The sequence below is a fragment of the Microbacterium sp. EB106-03-03-XG65 genome (genome assembly GCF_058791955.1).
Genome location: NZ_JBYTEB010000001.1, coordinates 322,503 through 341,680 on the forward strand (window position 1 = coordinate 322,503; position 19,178 = coordinate 341,680).

19 protein-coding genes are annotated in these 19,178 nt (G+C 68.7%); 6 read left to right on the forward strand and 13 right to left on the reverse strand.

All coding sequences use genetic code 11. From position 1 onward, the window contains the following. Positions 1 to 131 precede the first annotated feature (131 nt). The 4 genes from AC3WS6_RS01505 to AC3WS6_RS01520 all read right to left on the reverse strand — a co-directional run bounded on the left by AC3WS6_RS01505 (position 132) and on the right by AC3WS6_RS01520 (position 5,086). Positions 132 to 1,826, reverse strand: a complete 1,695-nt coding sequence (locus AC3WS6_RS01505; protein WP_492499316.1) for a glycoside hydrolase family 13 protein — start codon at positions 1,824 to 1,826, stop codon at positions 132 to 134. 127 nt (positions 1,827 to 1,953) lie between these two features. Continuing rightward, positions 1,954 to 2,832, reverse strand: coding sequence for a carbohydrate ABC transporter permease (locus AC3WS6_RS01510; protein WP_492499317.1), 879 nt, complete (start codon positions 2,830 to 2,832; stop codon positions 1,954 to 1,956). Next, entirely contained in the window at positions 2,832 to 3,725 is an 894-nt protein-coding gene (locus AC3WS6_RS01515) for a carbohydrate ABC transporter permease (RefSeq protein ID WP_492501431.1), read from the reverse strand. The genes AC3WS6_RS01510 and AC3WS6_RS01515 overlap by 1 nt, the downstream gene beginning before the upstream one ends. 59 nt (positions 3,726 to 3,784) lie before the next feature. Beyond that, complete coding sequence (locus AC3WS6_RS01520) at positions 3,785 to 5,086, reverse strand: ABC transporter substrate-binding protein (RefSeq protein ID WP_492499318.1); 1,302 nt, start codon at positions 5,084 to 5,086, stop codon at positions 3,785 to 3,787. Positions 5,087 to 5,211: 125 nt separating this feature from the next. On the opposite strand from AC3WS6_RS01520, the gene AC3WS6_RS01525 reads away from it, so the two are divergent. Further along, a complete protein-coding gene (locus tag AC3WS6_RS01525; RefSeq protein WP_492499319.1) occupies positions 5,212 to 6,432 on the forward strand; it encodes an ROK family protein in 1,221 nt (406 codons plus the stop codon). A gap of 72 nt (positions 6,433 to 6,504) precedes the next feature. Beyond that, positions 6,505 to 7,041, forward strand: a complete 537-nt coding sequence (locus tag AC3WS6_RS01530) for a 2'-5' RNA ligase family protein (protein ID WP_492499320.1) — start codon at positions 6,505 to 6,507, stop codon at positions 7,039 to 7,041. Here the strand turns inward: AC3WS6_RS01530 and AC3WS6_RS01535 are convergent. Continuing rightward, positions 7,032 to 7,949, reverse strand: coding sequence for a LysR family transcriptional regulator (locus tag AC3WS6_RS01535; RefSeq protein ID WP_492499321.1), 918 nt, complete (start codon positions 7,947 to 7,949; stop codon positions 7,032 to 7,034). The two genes, AC3WS6_RS01530 and AC3WS6_RS01535, sit on opposite strands and share 10 nt — an antisense overlap. 71 nt (positions 7,950 to 8,020) lie before the next feature. Here AC3WS6_RS01535 and AC3WS6_RS01540 point away from each other — a divergent pair, with 71 nt between their 5' ends. Then, complete coding sequence (locus tag AC3WS6_RS01540; protein WP_492499322.1) at positions 8,021 to 8,971, forward strand: DMT family transporter; 951 nt, start codon at positions 8,021 to 8,023, stop codon at positions 8,969 to 8,971. 75 nt (positions 8,972 to 9,046) lie between these two features. Here AC3WS6_RS01540 and AC3WS6_RS01545 read toward each other — a convergent pair whose 3' ends face one another. Continuing rightward, positions 9,047 to 9,610, reverse strand: coding sequence for a TetR/AcrR family transcriptional regulator (locus tag AC3WS6_RS01545; protein ID WP_492499323.1), 564 nt, complete (start codon positions 9,608 to 9,610; stop codon positions 9,047 to 9,049). A gap of 78 nt (positions 9,611 to 9,688) precedes the next feature. Between AC3WS6_RS01545 and AC3WS6_RS01550 the strand changes: the two genes are divergently transcribed. Then, entirely contained in the window at positions 9,689 to 10,828 is a 1,140-nt protein-coding gene (locus tag AC3WS6_RS01550) for a zinc-binding alcohol dehydrogenase family protein (RefSeq protein ID WP_492499324.1), read from the forward strand. Between the two features lie 52 nt (positions 10,829 to 10,880). Here AC3WS6_RS01550 and AC3WS6_RS01555 read toward each other — a convergent pair whose 3' ends face one another. Continuing rightward, positions 10,881 to 11,795 (reverse strand): aldo/keto reductase, encoded by a 915-nt coding sequence (locus AC3WS6_RS01555; protein WP_492499325.1) that lies wholly within the window; start codon positions 11,793 to 11,795, stop codon positions 10,881 to 10,883. 208 nt (positions 11,796 to 12,003) lie between these two features. On the opposite strand from AC3WS6_RS01555, the gene AC3WS6_RS01560 reads away from it, so the two are divergent. Beyond that, on the forward strand, positions 12,004 to 12,225 hold the full coding sequence (locus tag AC3WS6_RS01560; RefSeq protein WP_492499326.1) for a hypothetical protein: 222 nt from the start codon (positions 12,004 to 12,006) through the stop codon (positions 12,223 to 12,225). 51 nt (positions 12,226 to 12,276) lie between these two features. On the opposite strand, the gene AC3WS6_RS01565 is transcribed toward AC3WS6_RS01560, so the two are convergent. The 4 genes from AC3WS6_RS01565 to AC3WS6_RS01580 form a co-directional block, all read right to left on the reverse strand. Continuing rightward, positions 12,277 to 13,635 carry a dihydrolipoamide acetyltransferase family protein gene (locus AC3WS6_RS01565; RefSeq protein WP_492499327.1) on the reverse strand — a complete coding sequence of 453 codons (1,359 nt, stop codon included), beginning with the start codon at positions 13,633 to 13,635 and terminating at the stop codon, positions 12,277 to 12,279. A 36-nt stretch (positions 13,636 to 13,671) separates the two neighbouring features. Beyond that, on the reverse strand, positions 13,672 to 14,637 hold the full coding sequence (locus AC3WS6_RS01570; RefSeq protein WP_492501432.1) for an alpha-ketoacid dehydrogenase subunit beta: 966 nt from the start codon (positions 14,635 to 14,637) through the stop codon (positions 13,672 to 13,674). A gap of 11 nt (positions 14,638 to 14,648) precedes the next feature. Then, positions 14,649 to 15,776, reverse strand: a complete 1,128-nt coding sequence (pdhA, locus tag AC3WS6_RS01575; protein ID WP_492499328.1) for a pyruvate dehydrogenase (acetyl-transferring) E1 component subunit alpha — start codon at positions 15,774 to 15,776, stop codon at positions 14,649 to 14,651. A 95-nt stretch (positions 15,777 to 15,871) separates the two neighbouring features. After that, entirely contained in the window at positions 15,872 to 16,939 is a 1,068-nt protein-coding gene (locus AC3WS6_RS01580; protein ID WP_492499329.1) for a histidinol-phosphate transaminase, read from the reverse strand. A 139-nt stretch (positions 16,940 to 17,078) separates the two neighbouring features. Here AC3WS6_RS01580 and AC3WS6_RS01585 point away from each other — a divergent pair, with 139 nt between their 5' ends. Then, positions 17,079 to 17,483 carry a phage holin family protein gene (locus AC3WS6_RS01585; RefSeq protein WP_492499330.1) on the forward strand — a complete coding sequence of 135 codons (405 nt, stop codon included), beginning with the start codon at positions 17,079 to 17,081 and terminating at the stop codon, positions 17,481 to 17,483. Between the two features lie 43 nt (positions 17,484 to 17,526). On the opposite strand, the gene AC3WS6_RS01590 is transcribed toward AC3WS6_RS01585, so the two are convergent. Together AC3WS6_RS01590 and AC3WS6_RS01595 are read right to left on the reverse strand one after the other, a co-directional pair. Then, positions 17,527 to 18,810: a hypothetical protein gene (locus tag AC3WS6_RS01590; protein WP_492499331.1), complete on the reverse strand. Its 1,284-nt coding sequence runs from the start codon at positions 18,808 to 18,810 to the stop codon at positions 17,527 to 17,529. Further along, on the reverse strand, positions 18,807 to 19,070 hold the full coding sequence (locus tag AC3WS6_RS01595) for a hypothetical protein (RefSeq protein WP_492499332.1): 264 nt from the start codon (positions 19,068 to 19,070) through the stop codon (positions 18,807 to 18,809). The genes AC3WS6_RS01590 and AC3WS6_RS01595 overlap by 4 nt, the downstream gene beginning before the upstream one ends. Positions 19,071 to 19,178: the final 108 nt, after the last annotated feature.

The window sequence follows — 19,178 nt, forward strand, 5'->3', positions numbered from 1 at the left end:
CGCATCTCCATGCCCGCCTCACGGATGCAGGCCGAGAAACCCTGTTCTCGGCCTGCATCCGTGAGTCCACCATGCATGTGGTGGGGATACCGCTGTCGTCGAGCAAGGAGCGCCCTGACGGGACGAACGCGTCAGCCGGCCAGGCCCGCGGGCGCGATCCAGACCGTCGACTCCGCCGGCACGGCATCATCGACCGTCGCCCCGAGAACGACATCCGCGGCATCCGCCCCGAGGTCGAACGGCTCGGAGCCGAAGTTCGTCACGACCTGCCAGCCGTTGGGTCGCGCGAAGCGCAACACGTCGGCGCGGCCGGTCTCGATCCACTCGAGGCGCTCGCCGGTCTGCAGCACGCGCCGCAGACGCAGCGCCTCGCGGTACAGCGAGAGGGTCGACGACGGGTCGGCCTCTTCGACGTCGACCGCGTACCCGGAGAACCATTCGGGCTGCGGCAGGTGCGCCTCGCCCGCGCCGAAACCGAACGACGAGCCGGATGCCGACCACGGCAGCGGCACGCGGCATCCGTCCCGCCCGAGCCCGTCGAAGACCGCCCCGCGGAAGAACGCCGGGTCCTGACGATCCTCCGGAGCGATCTCGGCGACCTCGTGCAGACCCAGCTCTTCACCCTGGTAGAGATAGGTGCTGCCGGGCAGCCCGAGCAGCAGCAGCGTCGCGGCGTGCGCCCGACGCAGTCCTGCCTCGCGGTCGAGCTGGTCGGCGGGACCTCCCTCGGCGACCCATTCCACTCCCTGCTTCACGCCCGTGCGCCCCGCGAGCGGTGCGAGTCCGTAGCGCGTCGCGTGGCGCGTGACGTCGTGGTTCGACAGCACCCACGTCGTCGACGATCCGGTGGCATCCGACTGCGCGAGGTTGTCGGCGATGATCGTGCGGAACTGCGTCGCGTCGAAGTCGGCCACCAGCAGATCGAAGTTGAACGCCTGCCCGAGACCCTCCGCCGATGCGTACCGCGCCCGGCGCTCGGGTGTGCTGACCCACGCCTCGGCGACGGCCGTGCGGGGCGGGTCGTACTCGTTGAACACCCGACGCCACTCGGCGTAGATGTCGTGCACGTCGTCGCGGTCCTGCAGCGGGTGCGTGCCGTCATGCGGCATCCCCTCGAGCTCGGCGGCGCTGGGCAGCGGTTCGGAGAGGTCCTTGGTGAGCATGTGCGCCACGTCGATGCGGAAGCCGTCGACCCCGCGGTCCGACCAGAAGCGCAGGGTCTTCAAGAAGTCCTCGCGCACCTCGGGGTGATCCCAGTTGAAGTCGGGCTGCTCGGGCGCGAAGCTGTGCAGGTACCACTGCCCGTCTTCCACCCGCTCCCACGCCGAACCTCCGAACGCGGCGGTCCAGTCGGTCGGGGGCTCCGACCCGTCGGGTCCCGATCCCTCGCGGAAGATGTACCGTTCGCGCGCCGCCGAGCCGCGGCCCGCGGCGAGCGCCTCCTGGAACCACTCGTGCAGATCCGACGAGTGGTTCGGCACGATGTCGACGACCACCCGGACGCCGCGCTCGTGCAGCGCCGCGACCATGTCGTCGAAGTCGTCGAGTGTGCCGAGCCGCGGATCCACGTTGCGGTAGTCGGCCACGTCGTACCCGCCGTCGGCCAGGGCCGAGGGGTAGAACGGGCTGAGCCAGACCGCGTCGATGCCGAGGCGCTGCAGATAGTCGGCCCGAGACACGATGCCCGGGATGTCGCCGAGGCCGTCGCCGTTCGCGTCCGCGAAGCTGCGGGGGTAGATCTGGTACACGGCGGCCTGGCGCCACCAGGCCGCCGTCGTGTCGTCGCCGGTCTCGTCGCGGGTCTCGGTGAGAAGCGCTTCGGTCATGAGGGGTACTGCTCCTTCTGTATTGCGGTCTGGTGTGGAGGCGTTTCGTCTCGGGCGGCTCCGCCGGCCTCGCTCGACGACCGGGTTGCTGGTCGTTGAGCGAGCGAAGCGAGACGAAACGCAGGTGTCAGCCCTTGACGGCGCCCTGCGTGACGCCCTCCATGACGAAGCGCTGCGTGAACAGGTACGCCAGGATCGCGGGGGCCATCGCCATCAGGTACGAGGCGAACGACACGTTGTAGTTGTTGCTGAACTGGGTCTGGAAGAGGTTCTGTCGTACCGGCAGGGTCTGCATCGCCGGATCCGAGATGATCAGCGACGGCATCATGAAGTCGTTCCAGGCATAGAGGAACGCGAAGATGCCGACGGTCGCGCTCATCGGCGCCAGAAGCGGGAAGATCAGCTGCCAGAACGTCTGCCACGTGGATGCTCCGTCGATGCGTGCGCTCTCTTCGAGCTCGAGCGGGATCGATCGCAGGAACGCCGTGAACAGCAGCACGCTGAAGCTCAGCTGGAACATGGTGGCGAGGATGATCACGCCGAACGGGTTGTCGAGGCGCACCAGGCCCGTGAGCTGGATCTGCGGCAGAGCGACCACGGGGAACGGGATGAACATCGCCGCGAGCAGGTAGAAGAACGACCAGCGGAACAGGCGGTGGTCCCAGTTGCGCACGATCGCGTACGACGCGAAGGCGGCGAGCACGATCGTGGCGATCACCGTTCCCGCCGTCACGAGCAGCGAGATGCCGGCGCCGACCGGGAACTTCGTCAGGTTCCACGCTTCGACGAACCCGTCGATGCTGAACGGCGCCGGCAGCGAGAAGGCGTTGCCGTCGACAGCCTGAGCGGTGGTCTTGAACGCCATCGAGAGCGTCACATACAGCGGCAGCAGCACGGTCACGGCGGCCAGGATCAGGATGATCGTTCCCGACCAGTTCACGCGCTCCATGCGGATGCGCGGCTTCTTGCCCGAGGCGGGGATGGTGGTGAGTGTCTGCGTCGACATCAGAGTGAGTTCCTTCCGCGGGTCAGCGAGAGCTGCAGCAGGGAGATGAGCACGGCGACGATGAAGAAGATCGTCGCGTTGGCCATCTGATAGGCGTAGTCGCCGCCGTTGAACCCCGCGATGATCGTCATCGCGACGCTGCGGGTGGAGGTGCCGGGTCCGCCGTTGGTGAGGCCGACGATGATGTCGTAGGCGTTGAGGAAGCCCTTGAACCCGAGGATCACGTTGATCACCACGTAGCCGGCGACCAGCGGGATCGTGATCCGCGTGAGCTGCTGGGTCTTGCTCGCGCCGTCGATGCTCGCGGCCTCATACACCTCACCGGGCACCGAGAGCAGACCCGCGATGTAGATCAGCAGTGCGCCGGGCACGGCCTGCCACGCGGTGACGATGACGATCGCGACCCAGGCGAGGTCGGGATTGGCCAGAAGACTCGTCTCGAGCCACGGGATACCGGCGGCGGCGCCCGCGGCGGGGAGCGAGTTCGAGAAGAGGAAGTTGAAGACGTAGGCGATGATGATGCCCGAGATCACCATCGGGATGACGAAGATCGTGCGGAGCCCCGTCTTGAACCGGATGCGGGAGGTCAAGCCCACCGCCAGCAGGAAAGCGATCACGTTGACCACGAGCACCGTGGCGATCGAGAACCCGAACGTGAACAGGTAGCTCTGCAGGATCGCCGGATCGCTGAACATCGCGATGTAGTTGGTCAGCCCGTTGAAGCTCCACTCGCCGATGCCGATCGAGTCGGTGAAGCTGAAGAAGATGCCCATCACCGCGGGCACCGTGATGGCGAGCGTGAAGATGATGAGGGTCGGAACCAGGAAGAAGTAGTAGATCGGCTCGACGCGACCCTTGCGGCGCGGGAGCTTGCGCGCCTGCCCCGTGACGATCGACGTCGTGTCCGTCGTCGGACTGTTCGGCCTCGTGGTGTTCGAGGTGGCGGTGGTGCTCACGGTGCGGACTCCTCTGTCTCGCTCGCTGCCGCATCATCGGTCTTGGGGATGGGTGCGCGGAAGGCGATGCGAGCCCAGTCCGCGTCCATGGTGCGCAGCGTCGAGGTGGTCGAGGCGCCGAGCACCATCGCCTGCGCGTAGTTCATCACCGTGATGGTCTTGGGCACGAGCACCGAGGGGCCCTGATAGATCTGCCCGTTCTCGTAGTACTCGATCATCCCCTCGATGCGGGGGTCGTCAGGCGCCGGGGCGTCCTTCGTGGGGGTGAAGCCGAGCTGCGAGGCGTTGTACGCCTCGATGTTCTCGGGCAGATACAGGTACTCGAGGAACTCCTTGGCGGCTTCCTGATGCCTCGACCCTTCGGGGATCATCGCGCCCAGGTCCATGTTGACGCGCACGCCGAGGTCGTCGGGATCGTCGGTCATGGGCAGGGGGAAGGTGCCGAGGTCGAGGTCTGGAGCGGTCTTCGCGATCTCGCTGAAGGCCCACGGACCCTGCATGTACATCGCGGCTTCACCCTTGCTGAAGGCCAGGTTCCCGTCGCCGTATCCTCTGCTCGCCGCATCCTCGTTCGTGTAGTCGTTCGCGAGCTGCATCATCTGATCCATCGGCTCGGCGAAGTCCTTCTCGAACGAGACGGGCGAGTCGGGGCCCACGGATGCGCCCTCGTCGGCCATCTGATCGAAGAACTCGATCGTGTCGACCGATCCGCCGATCGCGTAGTCGTACCAGCCCTGGCCGACGGTCCAGTCGTCCTTGAACGTCGCGTAGAACGGGTCGATCCCCGCCTCCTTCAGCTGGTCGCACACGGCGATCAGCTCGTCCCACGTCTGCGGCACCTCGAGGCCCTGCGCGTCGAAGATCTCCTTGTTGTAGATGACCGATGCGGCCATCACGGAGTAGGGAAGAGCGCTGGTGCGCCCCTCGCACGATCCGTACTGGTCCATGAGGGGCTGCAGGTCGTCGCGCACGGATGCCGCAGCATCCGTGTCGGAGAGATCGATGAGCGTGCACCGTTGCACGAATCGCGCGATCTCGTAGTTGTAGTTGCCGAGGATGAGGTCGGGCGGGTTGCCCCGCACGAAGCTCGCCGAGATCACATCGGGGCCCGAGGTGTCGATCTCGACGCGCACGTCGCTCTGCGACGAGTTGAACTGACCGACGAGATCGGTCATGAAGCCGATCGCCTCACGCTTGTTGAACGTGAAGCGGATCGTCTCGGCACCGCCCGCCGACGAGCAGCCGGCCAGCCCGGCGCCGACCAGCACGAGCGCGGCTGCGCCTGCTACGAACCGCACCGGGGATGGAGTATTCGGAGACACCGTTGTCCTTTCGTCCTGTAGATCCGCAGACTAAATCTAGTGAGCGAATTTACTTCGATGAACGGTACTCTCTCATCTGGACATGAAGGAGGTCAAGACCCGTGACAGATGTCTCTGCAGGTCTCGGCACCGGGCGCGCGAGCGTCGGCGCTGTCCTCGACTTCGCGTGGACGGCGGGCGAGTTCACCGCGACCGAGGCGATGGCCTCGACCTCGCTGACCCGCTCCACCGCGATCGACGCGATCGACACCCTCGTCAGCGCCGAGGTGCTGCGCGAACTCCCCAATGCGAGGGCCGCCGGCAGCTACCGCGCGGGCAGGCCCGCTCGGCGCTTCATGCTGGCATCCGATCTCGGCGTGGTGATCGGCGTGGATGCCGGTGACAACCACGTCGCCGTCACGATCGCCGACCTGCTCGATCACACACTCGTGCACCACCGCACCGACATCGACTCGACCCAGTCGTCGTCGGCCCGACGCGCGACCATCCTCGAGCAGATGGAGCAGGCGCTCGCCGAGGCAGCCATCACGCGCGAGTCCATCCTCGCGATCTGCGTGGGCGTCGCGGCCCCCGTGAACCGCGCAGGCATCTCGCCCCCGCATCCCGACGGCTTCTGGGAGCGCACGAACCCGGGCCTCGCGCAGGCGCTGGCCGACTGGGCGCCCGCGGTCGAGATCAAGAACGACGCCCAGCTCGCCGCGATCGCCGAGGGCTCGGTGGGCGCGGCCGTCGGATGCCGTGACTACGTCGCCCTGCTCGCCGGCGAGCGCTTCGGAGGCGGCGTCGTCGTCGACGGCCACGTGCTGCACGGCGCGCACGGCGGGGTCGGCGAGGGCATCGTGTTCGACCACATCGTGGGCGTCGGCTCGGCCTTCGGCCTGAGCTACGCCCTGCAGGACGAGGTGCGCGCGGGGGTCGCGAGCGCCGAGATCGATGCGGGGTCGGCGATCGGTCGACTCGCGGCCGACGACCGGGTGGATCCGCGGATCGTGCTGACCGCCGCAGCCGCCGGCGACCCTGATGCGCTGCTCGCCACCTCTCGCGTGGGAGGTACGCTCGCCCGCGTGGTCGGCGTGCTCGGCAGCATGTACGACCCCACGCGGGTGATCGTGTGCGGTGCGGTCGCCGAGAGCGTCGCGCCCGTGATCACGGCAGCCCGCGAGGTCGTTCCGACCGAGCTGCACCTGCCCGCGCCCGAGATCCTCGCCTCGACGCTCGGCGCCGAGGTCGTCTCGATCGGAGCCGTCACGACCGCACGCCGCGCCGCGCGCGAGGTCGCGGTGCCGCTGCTGGCGGAGCGGCGGCTCAGCGCGGTGAGCTGACGCGTGCGGCAGACGCGTCATGGTCGCATTCTTCCGCATCGGCCCCGGCTGCGTCAGCGACATAATCGATCCGTGCGCGAACCAGAGCTCGGACCCCCTTCCGCGATCGAACTGCTCCTCGACCCGGATGCCGAGAGCGCGATCCGTGCGGAGTGGAATGCCCTCGCGGCCCGTGGACTGTCGAGCCTGGCCGGACACACCTCGACGAGCAACCGCCCGCACATCACGCTGGTCGCGCGGGTCGGCATGCCCACCCCGGCCCCGGGCGCACTCGCCGGCATCCCTTCGTTCCCCCTCACGCTCGGAGCTCCCCTGCTCTTCGGCGCCGGCGACCGCCGGGTGCTCGCTCGCAGCGTCGTTCCCAGCGCCGAGCTGCTCAGCCTCCGCGAGACGCTCCTCGGCGCGATCGCGTCCGGCGCCGATGCTCCGCACACCGCACCGGGCGAGTGGATGCCGCACGTCGCCCTCGCTCGCCGGGTGCGCGTCGTCGATCTGCCGGCGGCGCTCGAGGTCGTCGGCGGTGACATCCGCGCTCGTGCCGACACCGTGCGCCACTGGGACCCGGGCACCGCGCTGGTCACGACCCTCGCCGAGCTCCGTCAGTCGTAGCCGAGCGAGTCTCGCTGCACACGGGCCGCGACGACCTGCAGCGCACGCAGAACACTCCGCACCGAGGTGTAGGCGAGCGCATCGGGCCTTGCGAGCACGTCGACGTGACGCACGAGCTCGATGTCTGCCAGCCCACGCAGCACGAGCCCGTCGACGGCCAGCGACGACGCGGTGGTGCGCGGCATGATGGCGATCGCCGCCCCGGCGCGCACGACCTCGGCCGTCACCGAGAACTCGTTGATGCGGTGCGCGATGCGAAAGGGTTGCCCTGCTCGCGCCGCCAGATGATCGAGCACTCCGGCGAGCGGGAATCCTTCGTGCACCGACACCCACTCCTGGTCGGTCAGATCGTCGAGGTCGAGCTGCGCACGGGCGGCGAGGGGATGCTCGGCGTGCAACGCGATAGCGAGCGGCTCGTCGATCAGTGGGCTCGCGACGACACGGTCGACCGGCCAGGGGGCATCGTGAGCGAGCCTGTGCGCGATCACGAGGTCGTAGTCGGCCGTGAGTCCGGCGAAGTCCCGGTGGGCGACGTCCTCATCGGCGAGGTGCACAGCAGGGGTGCCGTCGAGCTCTCGCAACAGGGGCCCGAACAGCGCCAGACCCGCGCTGTGGAAAGACGAGATCCGCACCGGCCGATCCCCCGCGTCGAGCAGCGCGCCCACGGCGTCGCGGGCGGCAGTGAGCGCCTCGTCGACGCGGGTGCTCGCCGAGGCCAGCGCCTCGCCCGCTGCGGTCAGCGTCAGCACGCGGCCCCGTCGTGCGGTGAGTGGCACCGCCACGCTCGACTGCAGCGTCGAGAGCTGCTGCGACACCGCCGAGGCCGAGATGCCGAGAGCGGCGGCCACGGCCGTGACGCTGCCCCGGTCGCGCAGCTCGCGCAGCAGGCGCAGGTGCGAGGGATCCATAAGCGACACCTTAAAGGATTCGTAAGTGATTGGACCTTGGTCTTCATCGGCGAAGCGACCACTGTGGAAGCATGCACCTCCGTCATCCGCTCGATCTGCTCGTCGACGTTCTGCTGATCGCCGTCGCGGCAGTCTGGGGAGCGAGCTTCGTCGCGGCGAAGAGCCTCGCGCTCGACGTCGGCGTGGCCCCGGCGGTCGCGCTCCGGTTCCTGGTCGCCGCCGCCGCACTCGCCGTGATCTGCGCGGTGCGTCGCGAGCGGATGCCCCGTGGCCGCGGACTCGCCGTCGCGGTCGTGCTCGGTTTCTCTCAAGCCGCCGCCATCGGGCTCGAGACCTGGGGCGTGCACCTGACCTCGGCGACCAACGCCGGCCTGCTCATCAGTCTCGCGCTGATCCTGACCCCCGTGCTCGAGAGCCTCGCCGCACGGTCATGGCTGCCGCGCTCGTACTTCGTGGCGGCGGTCGCGGCCGTGGTGGGAGTCGCCCTCCTGGTGTCGGAGGGCGGGTTGCGGATGCCGACCGCGGGCGACGCCCTGGTGATCGCGGCGGCGGTCGTGCGAGCGCTGCATGTGACCGCGAGCGCCCGGCTGACCCGCGGGCGCACGGACAGCACGCTCGCCGTCGTGCTGGTGCAGCTCATCGTCTGTGCGGCGACGGCGTCGCTGTTCGCCGGGGCGGAGTTGCCCGCGGCGGTCGCCCGTCTCGACGCATCGGGGTGGGCGAACGTCGTGTTCCTCGGCCTGATGTGCTCGGTGTTCGCGTTCGTCGTGCAGCTCTGGGCGGTGCGGCGCACCTCGGCCACGCGCGCCAGCATCCTCATGGGCACCGAGCCCGTCTGGGCGCTGATCGTCGGCGTCGTGCTCGCCGGCGAGAGCGTCGGGGCAGTCGGTCTCGTGGGTGCCGCGCTCATCGTCGCCGCGTCGTACGCCGGGCAGGCGATCGAGCGCCGCCACCGGCAGCGCAGGCTCGAGATCACGCCGACACCGACGACGGATGCCGCCGAGCTGCGCGCCGTCACATGAATCCGCGGGCCCTCGGCAGGGCACGGCACCTCAAGGTCGCGAGTGGACGAGTGCGCCCGGCTTCTCGGGCCGCCGTCAGCCCTCGATCGCGTCGCGCATGTCCTGCCACACGGCGGTCAGGACGTCTTCGAGCAGAATCTCGGCCGGTGCCTCCAGCCATCGGTCCATCGCGAGATCGAAGCACGTCACGGCGAGAGTTGCGAGCGTGCGCGACTGCCGGGGCTCGATGCCGCGATGATGCAGCGACTCTTCGATGGCGTGACCGAGATGGTGATGCTGCAGAAGCTCGCGCTCATGCAACGCCGGCTCGCTGCGGACTATCGCCCGCCGACGCGTGATCGTCGGCCGCCAGCCCTGGAGCTCGCGGCACGCGGCCGAGAGGCCCGCCCGCACCGTCGCCGACCCGTCGCTCTCGGGCGGGACGGACCCGATGAAATCCCGCACCGCCTGAGGGAACTCGCGGTCTCTGAGGAACAGGACGTCGCGCTTGTCGGTGAAGTGACGGAAGAACGTCCGCGTCGTCAGCCCTGCCTCGGCGGCGATCTGCGGAACCGTGGTTCCCGCGTATCCCTGCTGTTCGAACAGGAGCATCGCTGCAGCTTCAAGCCGCAACGCGGCATCCGGGGACCATCGGGGCATGCATCCATGATGACACGACGTGTCGTAAGGTGGTCTGTAACGACACGAGATGTCATCAGATGCGAGGAACGGATCAGCATGCGAGACAACACGGCGGCGTGGATCGACGCGCCCTATGCCGACCTGACCGTGCGGGACGCGCCGATGCCGACGCCCGGGCCGGCCCAGCTGCTGGTCGAGACGCGCGCGGTGGCCGTGAACCCCCTGGACGCGATCATCCAGTCGAACGGCACCGTCATGTACGGGTGGCTGCGGTATCCCGTGATCCTCGGGGAGGACGTCGCGGGCATCGTCGTCGAGATCGGCGCAGACGTGACCGACTTCGCAGTGGGCGATCGCATCGTGGCGTACGCGATGGGGTTGGAGAAGGGCAGGGATGCCGCATCCGAGAGCGGCTTCCAGAACTACGTGGCCGTCGACGCGAGCCTCGCCGCCGTTCTACCCGAGACGATGACATTCGAAGACGCAGCGGTACTCCCCCTGGCCGTCTCCACCGCGGCAGCCGGCCTGTTCGAGACCGATCAGCTCGGGCTGGACTTCTCCGCCCTCGGGGCTTCGAAACCCCGTGACGAGGTCGTCGTGGTGTGGGGCGGCGCGACCGCCGTCGGAGGCAACGCCATCCAGCTCGCCCGCGCGGCGGGGTACCGCGTGATCACGACGGCATCAGCCGGCAATCACGAGCGGATGCTGCATCTGGGGGCCGAGGCGGCATTCGACTACCGCGACCCGGCGGCCGTCGACCGGATCATCGAGGCCGCGAAGGGCTCGGTCGTGGCGGGAATCCTGGCGGTCGCGGTGGGGTCGGCGGAGCCGTGCCTGAGGATCGCGCGCGGGACGGGTGCCGCGAGAATCGCGATGGCGAGTCCAGCGGTGTCGTTCTACGATCAGCCCCGCGGGCGCGGCCTCTCGCTGACTCGCATCCGGTTGTTCCTGCGCCTCGGAACGCGAACGGCCCTCCTGCAGCTGCGAAGCCGCACCCGCGGCATCCGGGCCTCGTTCATCTGGGGAAGCGCCATCGCGACCTCGCCCGTCGGACCGGCGGTCTGGCAGCAGTACCTCCCCGATGCTCTCGCCTCGGGGACGCATCGCCCCTACCCGCACGCGCGGATCGCGGGGAACGGCCTTCCCGCGGTGCAAGGTGCGATCGACACACTGCGCGGCGGCGTCTCCGCTCAGAAGCTCGTCATCACCCTCGACCCGACACCGGCGGAGGAGTGACGGCACCGCTGAGCGCTCCCCGCGACGACAGCGACAGCGACAGCGACAGCGTTCAGGCGTAGTCGCTGTCGTCCACCGGGGAAGGCGCCGGGCCCAGGTTCTCGACCGCGTCCCACAGCTCCTCCGGGACCTCTGACTGCTGCAGCTCGTCGAGCTGCTCGCGACGATGCGGACCCGACACCCCGACGACGGTGGAGTCGACCAGCGGGGACCGCAGCGAATAGTGCAGCGCTGCGGCGGCCATCGACGTCCCATGCTCCGCGCAGACGCGCAGCAACCGCTCGGTCCACTCCAGCAGCTCTTCACCCGCGGGCCGATAGGCGTACTGCGCACCGGAATGCGGCCCCTTGACGAGCAGCCCCGAACCGAACGGCGCTGCGTTGAACACCGTCATGCCGCGTGCCTTGGCGTCGGCGAACACGGCCTGGGCCGAGTGATCCACGAGCGTGAACCGGTTGTGGATCAGCACGGCGTCGAACACACCCGTCTCGACGTACTTCGCCATCAGCGGCACCGGAGCGGCCGCCACACCGATCGCGTCGACCACGCCCGCGTTCCGCAGCTCGATGAGCCCTTGCACCGCGCCGCCGATCGAGATCGCCTCTTCGAAAGACACCGAGTACGGGTCGTGCAGGTGCAGCAGCGGAAGCCGGTCGACTCCGAGCCGGGCGGTCGTCTCGTCGAACGAGCGGAGCACACGGTCGCGGTCGAACGCACCGGTCTCCGGGTCCTGATCCACCTTCGAGATGACCCGCGAACCGTCGGTCCCCAGTTCGCGCAGCGCGATCCCGAGCACGGCCTCGGAGCGGCCCGCGGAATAGTTGTTCGAGGTGTCGACGAACCCGTGCCGGCTCGTGAGCAGGTCGATGGCGACCTCGACGGCGGCTCTCTCCTCAGCGGACCCCGGCTCCGAATGCCGACCGAGGCCGGAGGTTCCGAGGGTGATGGCAGTCGGTTCGATCTTCATCCGCTGGAGTCCGTTCTCGTGGGGGTCGGTCGTCGCGGTTCTGCTGCCACTGTATCGCCGGTCGATCCGCCCGGTTCACGACTCGTCGACGGTCACCGCATTGCCCCACACCCAGCGGGGCCCTGTGACAACGGTAGCAAGATTCGAAGCTTTGTTCTATTCTGGAATCATGCGACCGGCTACTGCTCATCTCCCTGCGACTCTATGGATGGTCGACGACATCCCCTCGCGAATGGTCTTCGCCGGTCGTCGGTGGAAGGTCACTGACACCCCCACGCGCCTCATCGACTCGAGCTCGCCACCGGCGGCACAGCGAGACCGCGAGGCGTACGGATGGCGGTTCCAGGGCACGGATGACGAGGGCCACTCGCTCGTGTTCGACGTCTTCCAAGGTCACGACGGCTGGCACGTGCACCGGAGTTACGAGTAGCGGGCACGGCCGGCGTCAAACACATCGACGTGGCCACGCTGCTCGGGGCTGTCACTCCACGAGCAGCGCGGGCTCCTCGAGAACAGACGCCACATCGGCGATGAACCGGCTCATGCCGTCTCCGTCGATCACGCGGTGGTCGAAAGACCCTGCGACCGTGGTGACCCAGCGCGGGCGCACCTCGCCGTCGACGACCCACGGCTTCTGACTGATCGTTCCCATGGCCACGATGCCGGCCTCGCCGGGGTTGATGATCGGCGTGCCGGCATCCATCCCGAAGACTCCGATGTTGGTGATCGTGATCGTGCCGCCCTGCTGATCGGCAGGACTCGTCTTGCCCTCGCGAGCGGTGAGCGTGAGGCGGTTCAGGGCGCGAGCGAGGTCTTTCATGCTCAGGTCCTGCGCGTCCTTGATGTTCGGCACGAGCAGACCGCGAGGGGTCGCCGCGGCGATGCCGAGGTTGACGTAGTGGCGCACGGCGATCTCGGCGCCGCCCTCGGTCTCGATCCAAGCGGCGTTGACCATCGGCGTGCGGCGCGCAGCCCAGATGACGGCGCGAGCCATGATCAGCAGCGGCGAGACGCGGATGTCGGCGTAATCGGGCGAGGACTTGAGACGCTTGACGAGCTCCATCGTGCGGCTCGCGTCGATCTCCTTCCACACCGTGACGTGCGGGGCGGAGTATGCGCTCTGGACCATCGCCGACGACGTGGCCTTGCGCACACCCTTGACCGGGATCGACTCGGTGCGATCGTCGCTCTGACCGGAGACGGATGCCGGGGCCGGCGACAGTCCGCGGGCGAGGCCGGCCGGGGCGCTCTGCGGAGCGGGCACGGTCTCTTCGCGCACCGCGCCCCACTCGGGCGTCTCGATGTTGCGGAACACGCTCGCCTGCGACGCATGGGTCATCACGTCGTCGCGGGTGACCTCTCCGTCAGCCCCCGTGGGAGCGACCGCGGTGAGATCGACGCCCAGGTCCTTGGCCAGCTTGCGGATCGGCGGCTTCGCGATCACCCCGACCGACGAGCGCACGGGGCGCTCTGCCGGGCGCTTGCGACGCGAGGTGGCGCCGCCGCCCGAGCCGTAGCCGACCAGCACCGAACCGCCGCCCTCTTCGGGTGCGGGAGCCTCGGCGGTCGCGATCACGCCGGGTCCGGCATCGTCGCGCGCATCCGTCACGAACGTGATGATGGGCGAGCCGACCTCGACCGTCGTGCCTTCGGCAGCCAGCAGCTCGCCGACGACGCCGGCGTGCGGCGAGGGCAGCTCGACGAGCGACTTGGCCGTCTCGATCTCGCAGATGACGTCGTTGATCGCGACCGTGTCACCGGGCGCGACCTTCCACGTCACGATCTCGGCTTCGGTCAGGCCCTCGCCCACGTCGGGGAGGTTGAAGTTCTGCGTGCTCATGAGCGGTCCTTTGGGAACGGTGAGATCAGGGTGAGATCAGTAGGCGAGCGAGCGGTCGACGGCCTCGAGGATGCGGTCGGCATCGGGGAGATAAGCGCCCTCGAGCTTGGCGGGCGGGAACGGGGTGTCGTAGCCCGAGACGCGCAGCACCGGGGCCTCGAGTGCGTAGAACGCCCGCTCCATGACGGTCGCGGCGACCTCGCTGCCGATGCTCGTGAAGCCCTGAGCTTCTTGCGCGTAGACCATGCGTCCGGTCTTGCGCACCGAGTTCAGGATGGGCGCGTAGTCGATGGGCGACAGCGAGCGCACATCGACGACCTCGCAGCTCGTGCCCTCGGCTTCGGCGAGCGCCGCAGCCTGCAGCAGCGTCGTGACCATGGCGCCGTGTCCGACGAGCGTGACGTCGGACCCGGTGCGGACGACGCGCGACGAGTGCAGCGGCGCGGCGGAGGCATCGAGCTCGACCTCGCCCTTCGTCCAGTACCTGCTCTTCGGCTCCATGAAGATCACCGGATCGTTCGACGCGATGGCCTCCTGGATCATCCAGTACGCGTCGTTCGGCGTCGACGGCGAGACCACACGCAGGCCCGGGGTGTGCGCGAAGTACGCCTCGGGGCTCTCCTGGTGATGCTCGACCGCGCCGATGTGCCCGCCGTAGGGGATGCGGATGACGACCGGCAGGCTCAGCGCGCCCTCGTGGCGGTTGGTGAGCTTGGCGAGCTGGGTCGTGATCTGGTCGAACGCGGGGAACACGAAGCCGTCGAACTGGATCTCGATGACGGGACGGAATCCGGTCATCGCCAGTCCGATCGCCGTGCCCACGATGCCCGACTCCGCGAGCGGGGTGTCGAGCACCCGGCGGTCACCGAAGTCGCGCTGCAGGTGCTCGGTCACGCGGAAGACACCGCCGAGCTTGCCGATGTCCTCGCCCATGAGCAGGACTTTGGAGTTCTCCTCCATCGCCCTGCGCAAACCCGCATTGAGTGCCTTGCTGAACGGCATCGTCTCGAGGGTCACTGGGCGTCTCCTTCGAACGAAGCCTCGTAACGAGCGTGCCAGGCCTTCTGCTCCGCGACCAGCGGATGCGGCTCGCTGTAGACGTGGTCGAACATCTTGTCGACTGTCGGCGGTCCGAGCTCGACCGAGCGCGAGCGCAGGTCTTCGGCGGCGTCGGCGGCTTCGGCATCCACGTCGGCGAAGAACTGCTCCGACGCTCCCCTGTTCTGGAGGAACGCCCGCATGCGGTCGATCGGGTCGCGCTCCGCCCACGACTGCTCCTCGTCGGAGCCGCGGTACTTGGTGGGGTCGTCACTGGTGGTGTGCGCGCCGAGACGGTACGTCACGGCTTCGATCGCCCTCGGACCCTGGCCGCTGCGCGCCTCGTCGAGCGCCACTCGCGAGACGGCGTAGCTGGCGAGCACGTCGTTGCCGTCGACGCGGACGCTCGGGATGCCGTAGCCGGCGCTGCGCTCGACCAGCGGCACACGCGACTGCGTCGACACGGGCACCGAGATCGCCCAGTGGTTGTTCTGCAGGAAGAAGACGGTCGGCGCCTGGTAGCTCGCGGCGAACACCATCGCCTCATGCACGTCACCCTGGCTCGATGCGCCGTCGCCGTAGTAGACGATGACGGCTTCGTCCTTGTCGACGTCGCCGGTGCCGCTGCGTGCGTCGAAGTTCAGTCCCATCGCGTAACCGGTCGCGTGCAGAACCTGCGAACCGAGCACGAGGGTGTACAGCCGCGTGTTGCCGTTCTTCGGGTCGGTGGGATCCCACCCGCCGTGCGAGACGCCGCGCATGAGCTTGATGATGTCGAGCGGGTCGACGCCGCGGATGCGGGTGACGGCGTGCTCGCGATACGACGGGAAGATCGTGTCCTGCGTGCGCGCGGCGCGGCCCGAGCCGACCTGAGCGGCCTCCTGGCCACGGCTCGGCGGCCACAGCGCGAGCTGCCCCTGACGCTGCAGGTTGGTGGCCTGCGTGTCGATCGCGCGGATCGTCACCATGTCGCGGAAGAACTGCTCGAGCTCCGCATCGCTGATCGCCTCGATCAGGGGCAGATATCTCTCGGCAGCCGGGCTGGGGGCGAATCGGCCGTCCTTCTGCAGGACGCGGACGAGTTCGTTTTCGGACGATGTCACAGCCTTACGCTACCCGCGCCCGCATGCCAGGTCACGCATACCTAGGAGGCCCTTGTATCTCTCCGGAACCCGGAAAATCGGCCGCCCGGGGACCGTCAGATCAGCGCCGCAGCGACCTCGATGACTCGCGCGACGGACTCTTCCTCTCCCACCGAGATGCGGATGCCGTCGCCCGGGAAGGGCCGCACGATCAGATCGCTCGCGACGAATGCCGCAGCGACCTCGTCGGTGCGCGCGCCCGTGGGCAGCCAGATGAAGTTGCCCTGGGCGTCGGGCACATCCCAGCCCTGCGCACGCAGACCTTCGACCAGCCGGGTACGCCGCTCGACGATCACTGCGACGCGATCGAGCAGCTCGCTCTCGGCGTCGAGACTCGCGATCGCGGCGTTCTCGGCGGCCGAGGTGACCGAGAGCGGGATGCCGGTGGTGCGTGCCGCATCGAGAACCTTCTCGTTGCCGATCGCGTAGCCGACGCGCAGGCCCGCCAGACCATAGGCCTTCGAGAACGTGCGCAGCACGACGACATTCGGATGCCTCTCGAAGACCCGCTCCGCGAGACCGTCGACCGCGCCGGGGGCGGTGACGAACTCGGCGTAGGCCTCGTCGAGGACGATCAGGACGTCGGCGGGGACCCGCTCGACGAACGTGGCGAACTCGTCGCTCGTGATGATCGGGCCGGTCGGGTTGTTCGGCGTGCAGAGGATGATCGCGCGCGTGCGGTCGGTGACAGCCTCGGCCATCGCGTCGAGGTCGTGGCGGGAGTCGGCGGTGAGCGGCACCTGCACCCCGGTCGCCCCTGCCACGAGCGGCAGGCTCGGGTAGGCCTCGAACGAGCGCCACGCGTAGACGACCTCGTCGCCGACGGATGCAGTGGCGAGGATCAGCTGATGCAGAATCGACACGCTTCCCGCGGCGACATGCACCTGGTCGGGCTCGACGGCGAAGCGGGCACCGAGCCGCGCACGCAGGCGACCGGCCGTCGCGTCGGGGTACCGGTTGATCGGCGTCGTGTGCTGCAGCGCTGCGGCGACCGACGGCAGCGGCTCGAACGGGTTCTCGTTGCTCGACAGCTTGAACGCGTCGGGTCCTGCCTGCTTGCCCTGGCGGTAGGGCGCCAGAGCGGCGATGGCGGGACGGATGCGCGGCAGGATCGGGTCGGTCACAACGACGAGTCTAGGGATTCTGCGATCGCCCTCGAGCCCAACTGTCGCAAACTTCGCGACAGTGGGAATGTCCGCAAGCTCCTCGTTCATGGTTCGCTGGGGTCGCACTATTGCACCCTCGTGGGAGACTGGTCTGACCATGCGCTTCATCATCCGAGTCGTCGTCAATGCGTTCGCCCTGTGGGTCGTGACGCTGATCCCCGCCCTGCAGGTGCAGATCCGAGCGTTCGCGCCGGGCGAGACTCTGCAGCTCGTGCTCACGCTCCTCGCGGTCGCCGCGATCTTCGCTCTCGTGAACACGATCATCGGCACGGTCGTGAAGATCGTCGCCTTCCCGCTGTACATCCTCACACTCGGCCTGATCGGGTTCGTGATCAACGGCTTCCTGCTGTGGCTCACCGCCTGGATCACGAGCGGATTCGGCTGGGGACTCACTGTCGGCAGCTTCTGGTGGGGAGTGCTCGCAGCCCTCATCATCTCGCTGATCAACGGCGTCTTCGGGTTCATCCTGCGACCGCAGAGCAAGCGCGCCCGCCGCGACTGACCTCTGGCCGTTCGGGCCCGCTCGCCGCGGCAGCCCGGGCGCCTCACGGTTCGTCCTGCACGCGCTCGGCGTGATACTCGGTGCGCTCGATCGTCTCTGCGTGGGCGAGCTCCGCAAAGTAGTCGTCGAGCTCATCGACCCGCGGATCCCCTGACGCGTCGGCCATCGCGGCCGTCTCGGCATACGACTCGAGCGAGTGCTGATCGATCCGGAAGTCGCCGGGAGAGACCCCGGGATCAGCCGCTCGCGACACCGTGAAGCTGTCGTCCGACCCCGCGCCCTCCGCTGAACCGTCGGAGAGCTCCGACACGGGATCGTCGGTGTGACGGATCTGCACGAGGGTCTGATCGTCGTCGAGCGTCGGCTCGACGGGGCTGCCCGCCGTGATCTGCATCTGCACGTCGAACTCGCTCTCCATCGAGAGATGCGCCGCCACCATCGCGGCCTGCGAGTGCGCGACGATGTCGACCACATCGCCGGGCCCGGCACCCGCCGCCTCGAGCGCGTCGATCGTCGCCTGATACGAGGCTGACCGCTGCCCCTCGTAGAGCTCGATGTTCGACTTCATGTCCCACGGCTCGGCTCCGCCGAACCCCACGGACTGGGTGCCCTCGACGTAGGCGACGAACCTCGTGCTGCCGTCGGGGAACGTGTACTTCTCGACCGCGGCCTGCGCTCCTGTGGCCGTCGGCATGCGCTTCAGGGCCGCAGCGAGACTCCCCGGGGCCGCGGACGGGGTCGACGTCGCGACAGGCGTCACCGTCACAGGGTCGGCACTGCCCTTCAGGGTCTCGCCCGGAGTCACCTTGCCGAGACCTGAGCGCACGCCCGCGGCCAGCGCGGCAGCGAAGAAGGGACCGACAGCCAGGGGCACGAGGGGGAACGGGAAGAGACTCGTGAACCTCTCGAGCTGCCACTGCACCTCGAGCTTCGCAGCCATGCCGGGGATGCGCTCATCGCTCTGGGCCAGGCGGTCGGCCTGGCCCACCAGTCGCCGCGCAGTGGAGGGATCCGTCTGCGCGAGCATCGCGGCCTCCGCCTTCAGCTCGACGTATTCGTAGACGTCGGCCATCAGCAGGGTGCTCGAAGTGGTCTCGCGGCACTCCGAGTGCAGGCGAGCCAGCCGCTCCCCTGATGCCCACAGCTCCACGGTGTCGACCTGGGCGCTGAATCCCGGCGTGTCGACGATGACCCGGTACGCCCGCCCGATCGCATCCCGTGCATGATCGAAGCGCGTGGTCACGACGTCGGTGCGACGTGCGATCTCGCGCAGTACATCGGGATCGACCGAGATCACACCTCCGTGAGCGATGTCGATGCCGCTCACGACAGGTCGATCCCCGCCACCTCCGACACGCGACCCCGCGTGTCGGAGGCCTCTGCCTGCGCACGCCGCCCGTAGTCGCCCAGGGCGTCGTGCATCGCGCGGACCCCCTCGGACCGCCATGCGGTGTCGTCGGCCAGCGCTCTGAGCGATGCTCGCGCGTCGTCGAGCGCCTCGACCGCCGCCCGAAGCTCGCGAGCGGCCTGCGATTTCGCCCATTCGGCCTCTGCCGCGGACATCTGCATCAGTGCGATGGAGTTCATGCGCCCAGCATCCGGGATCCGCGTCGTCGCGGATCCCGGATCCGCCCTGCGATTCCAGGGCACGTGAGTGCGTCGCGGGCGGGTGCGCATGTGCAGAACGGGTGCGCC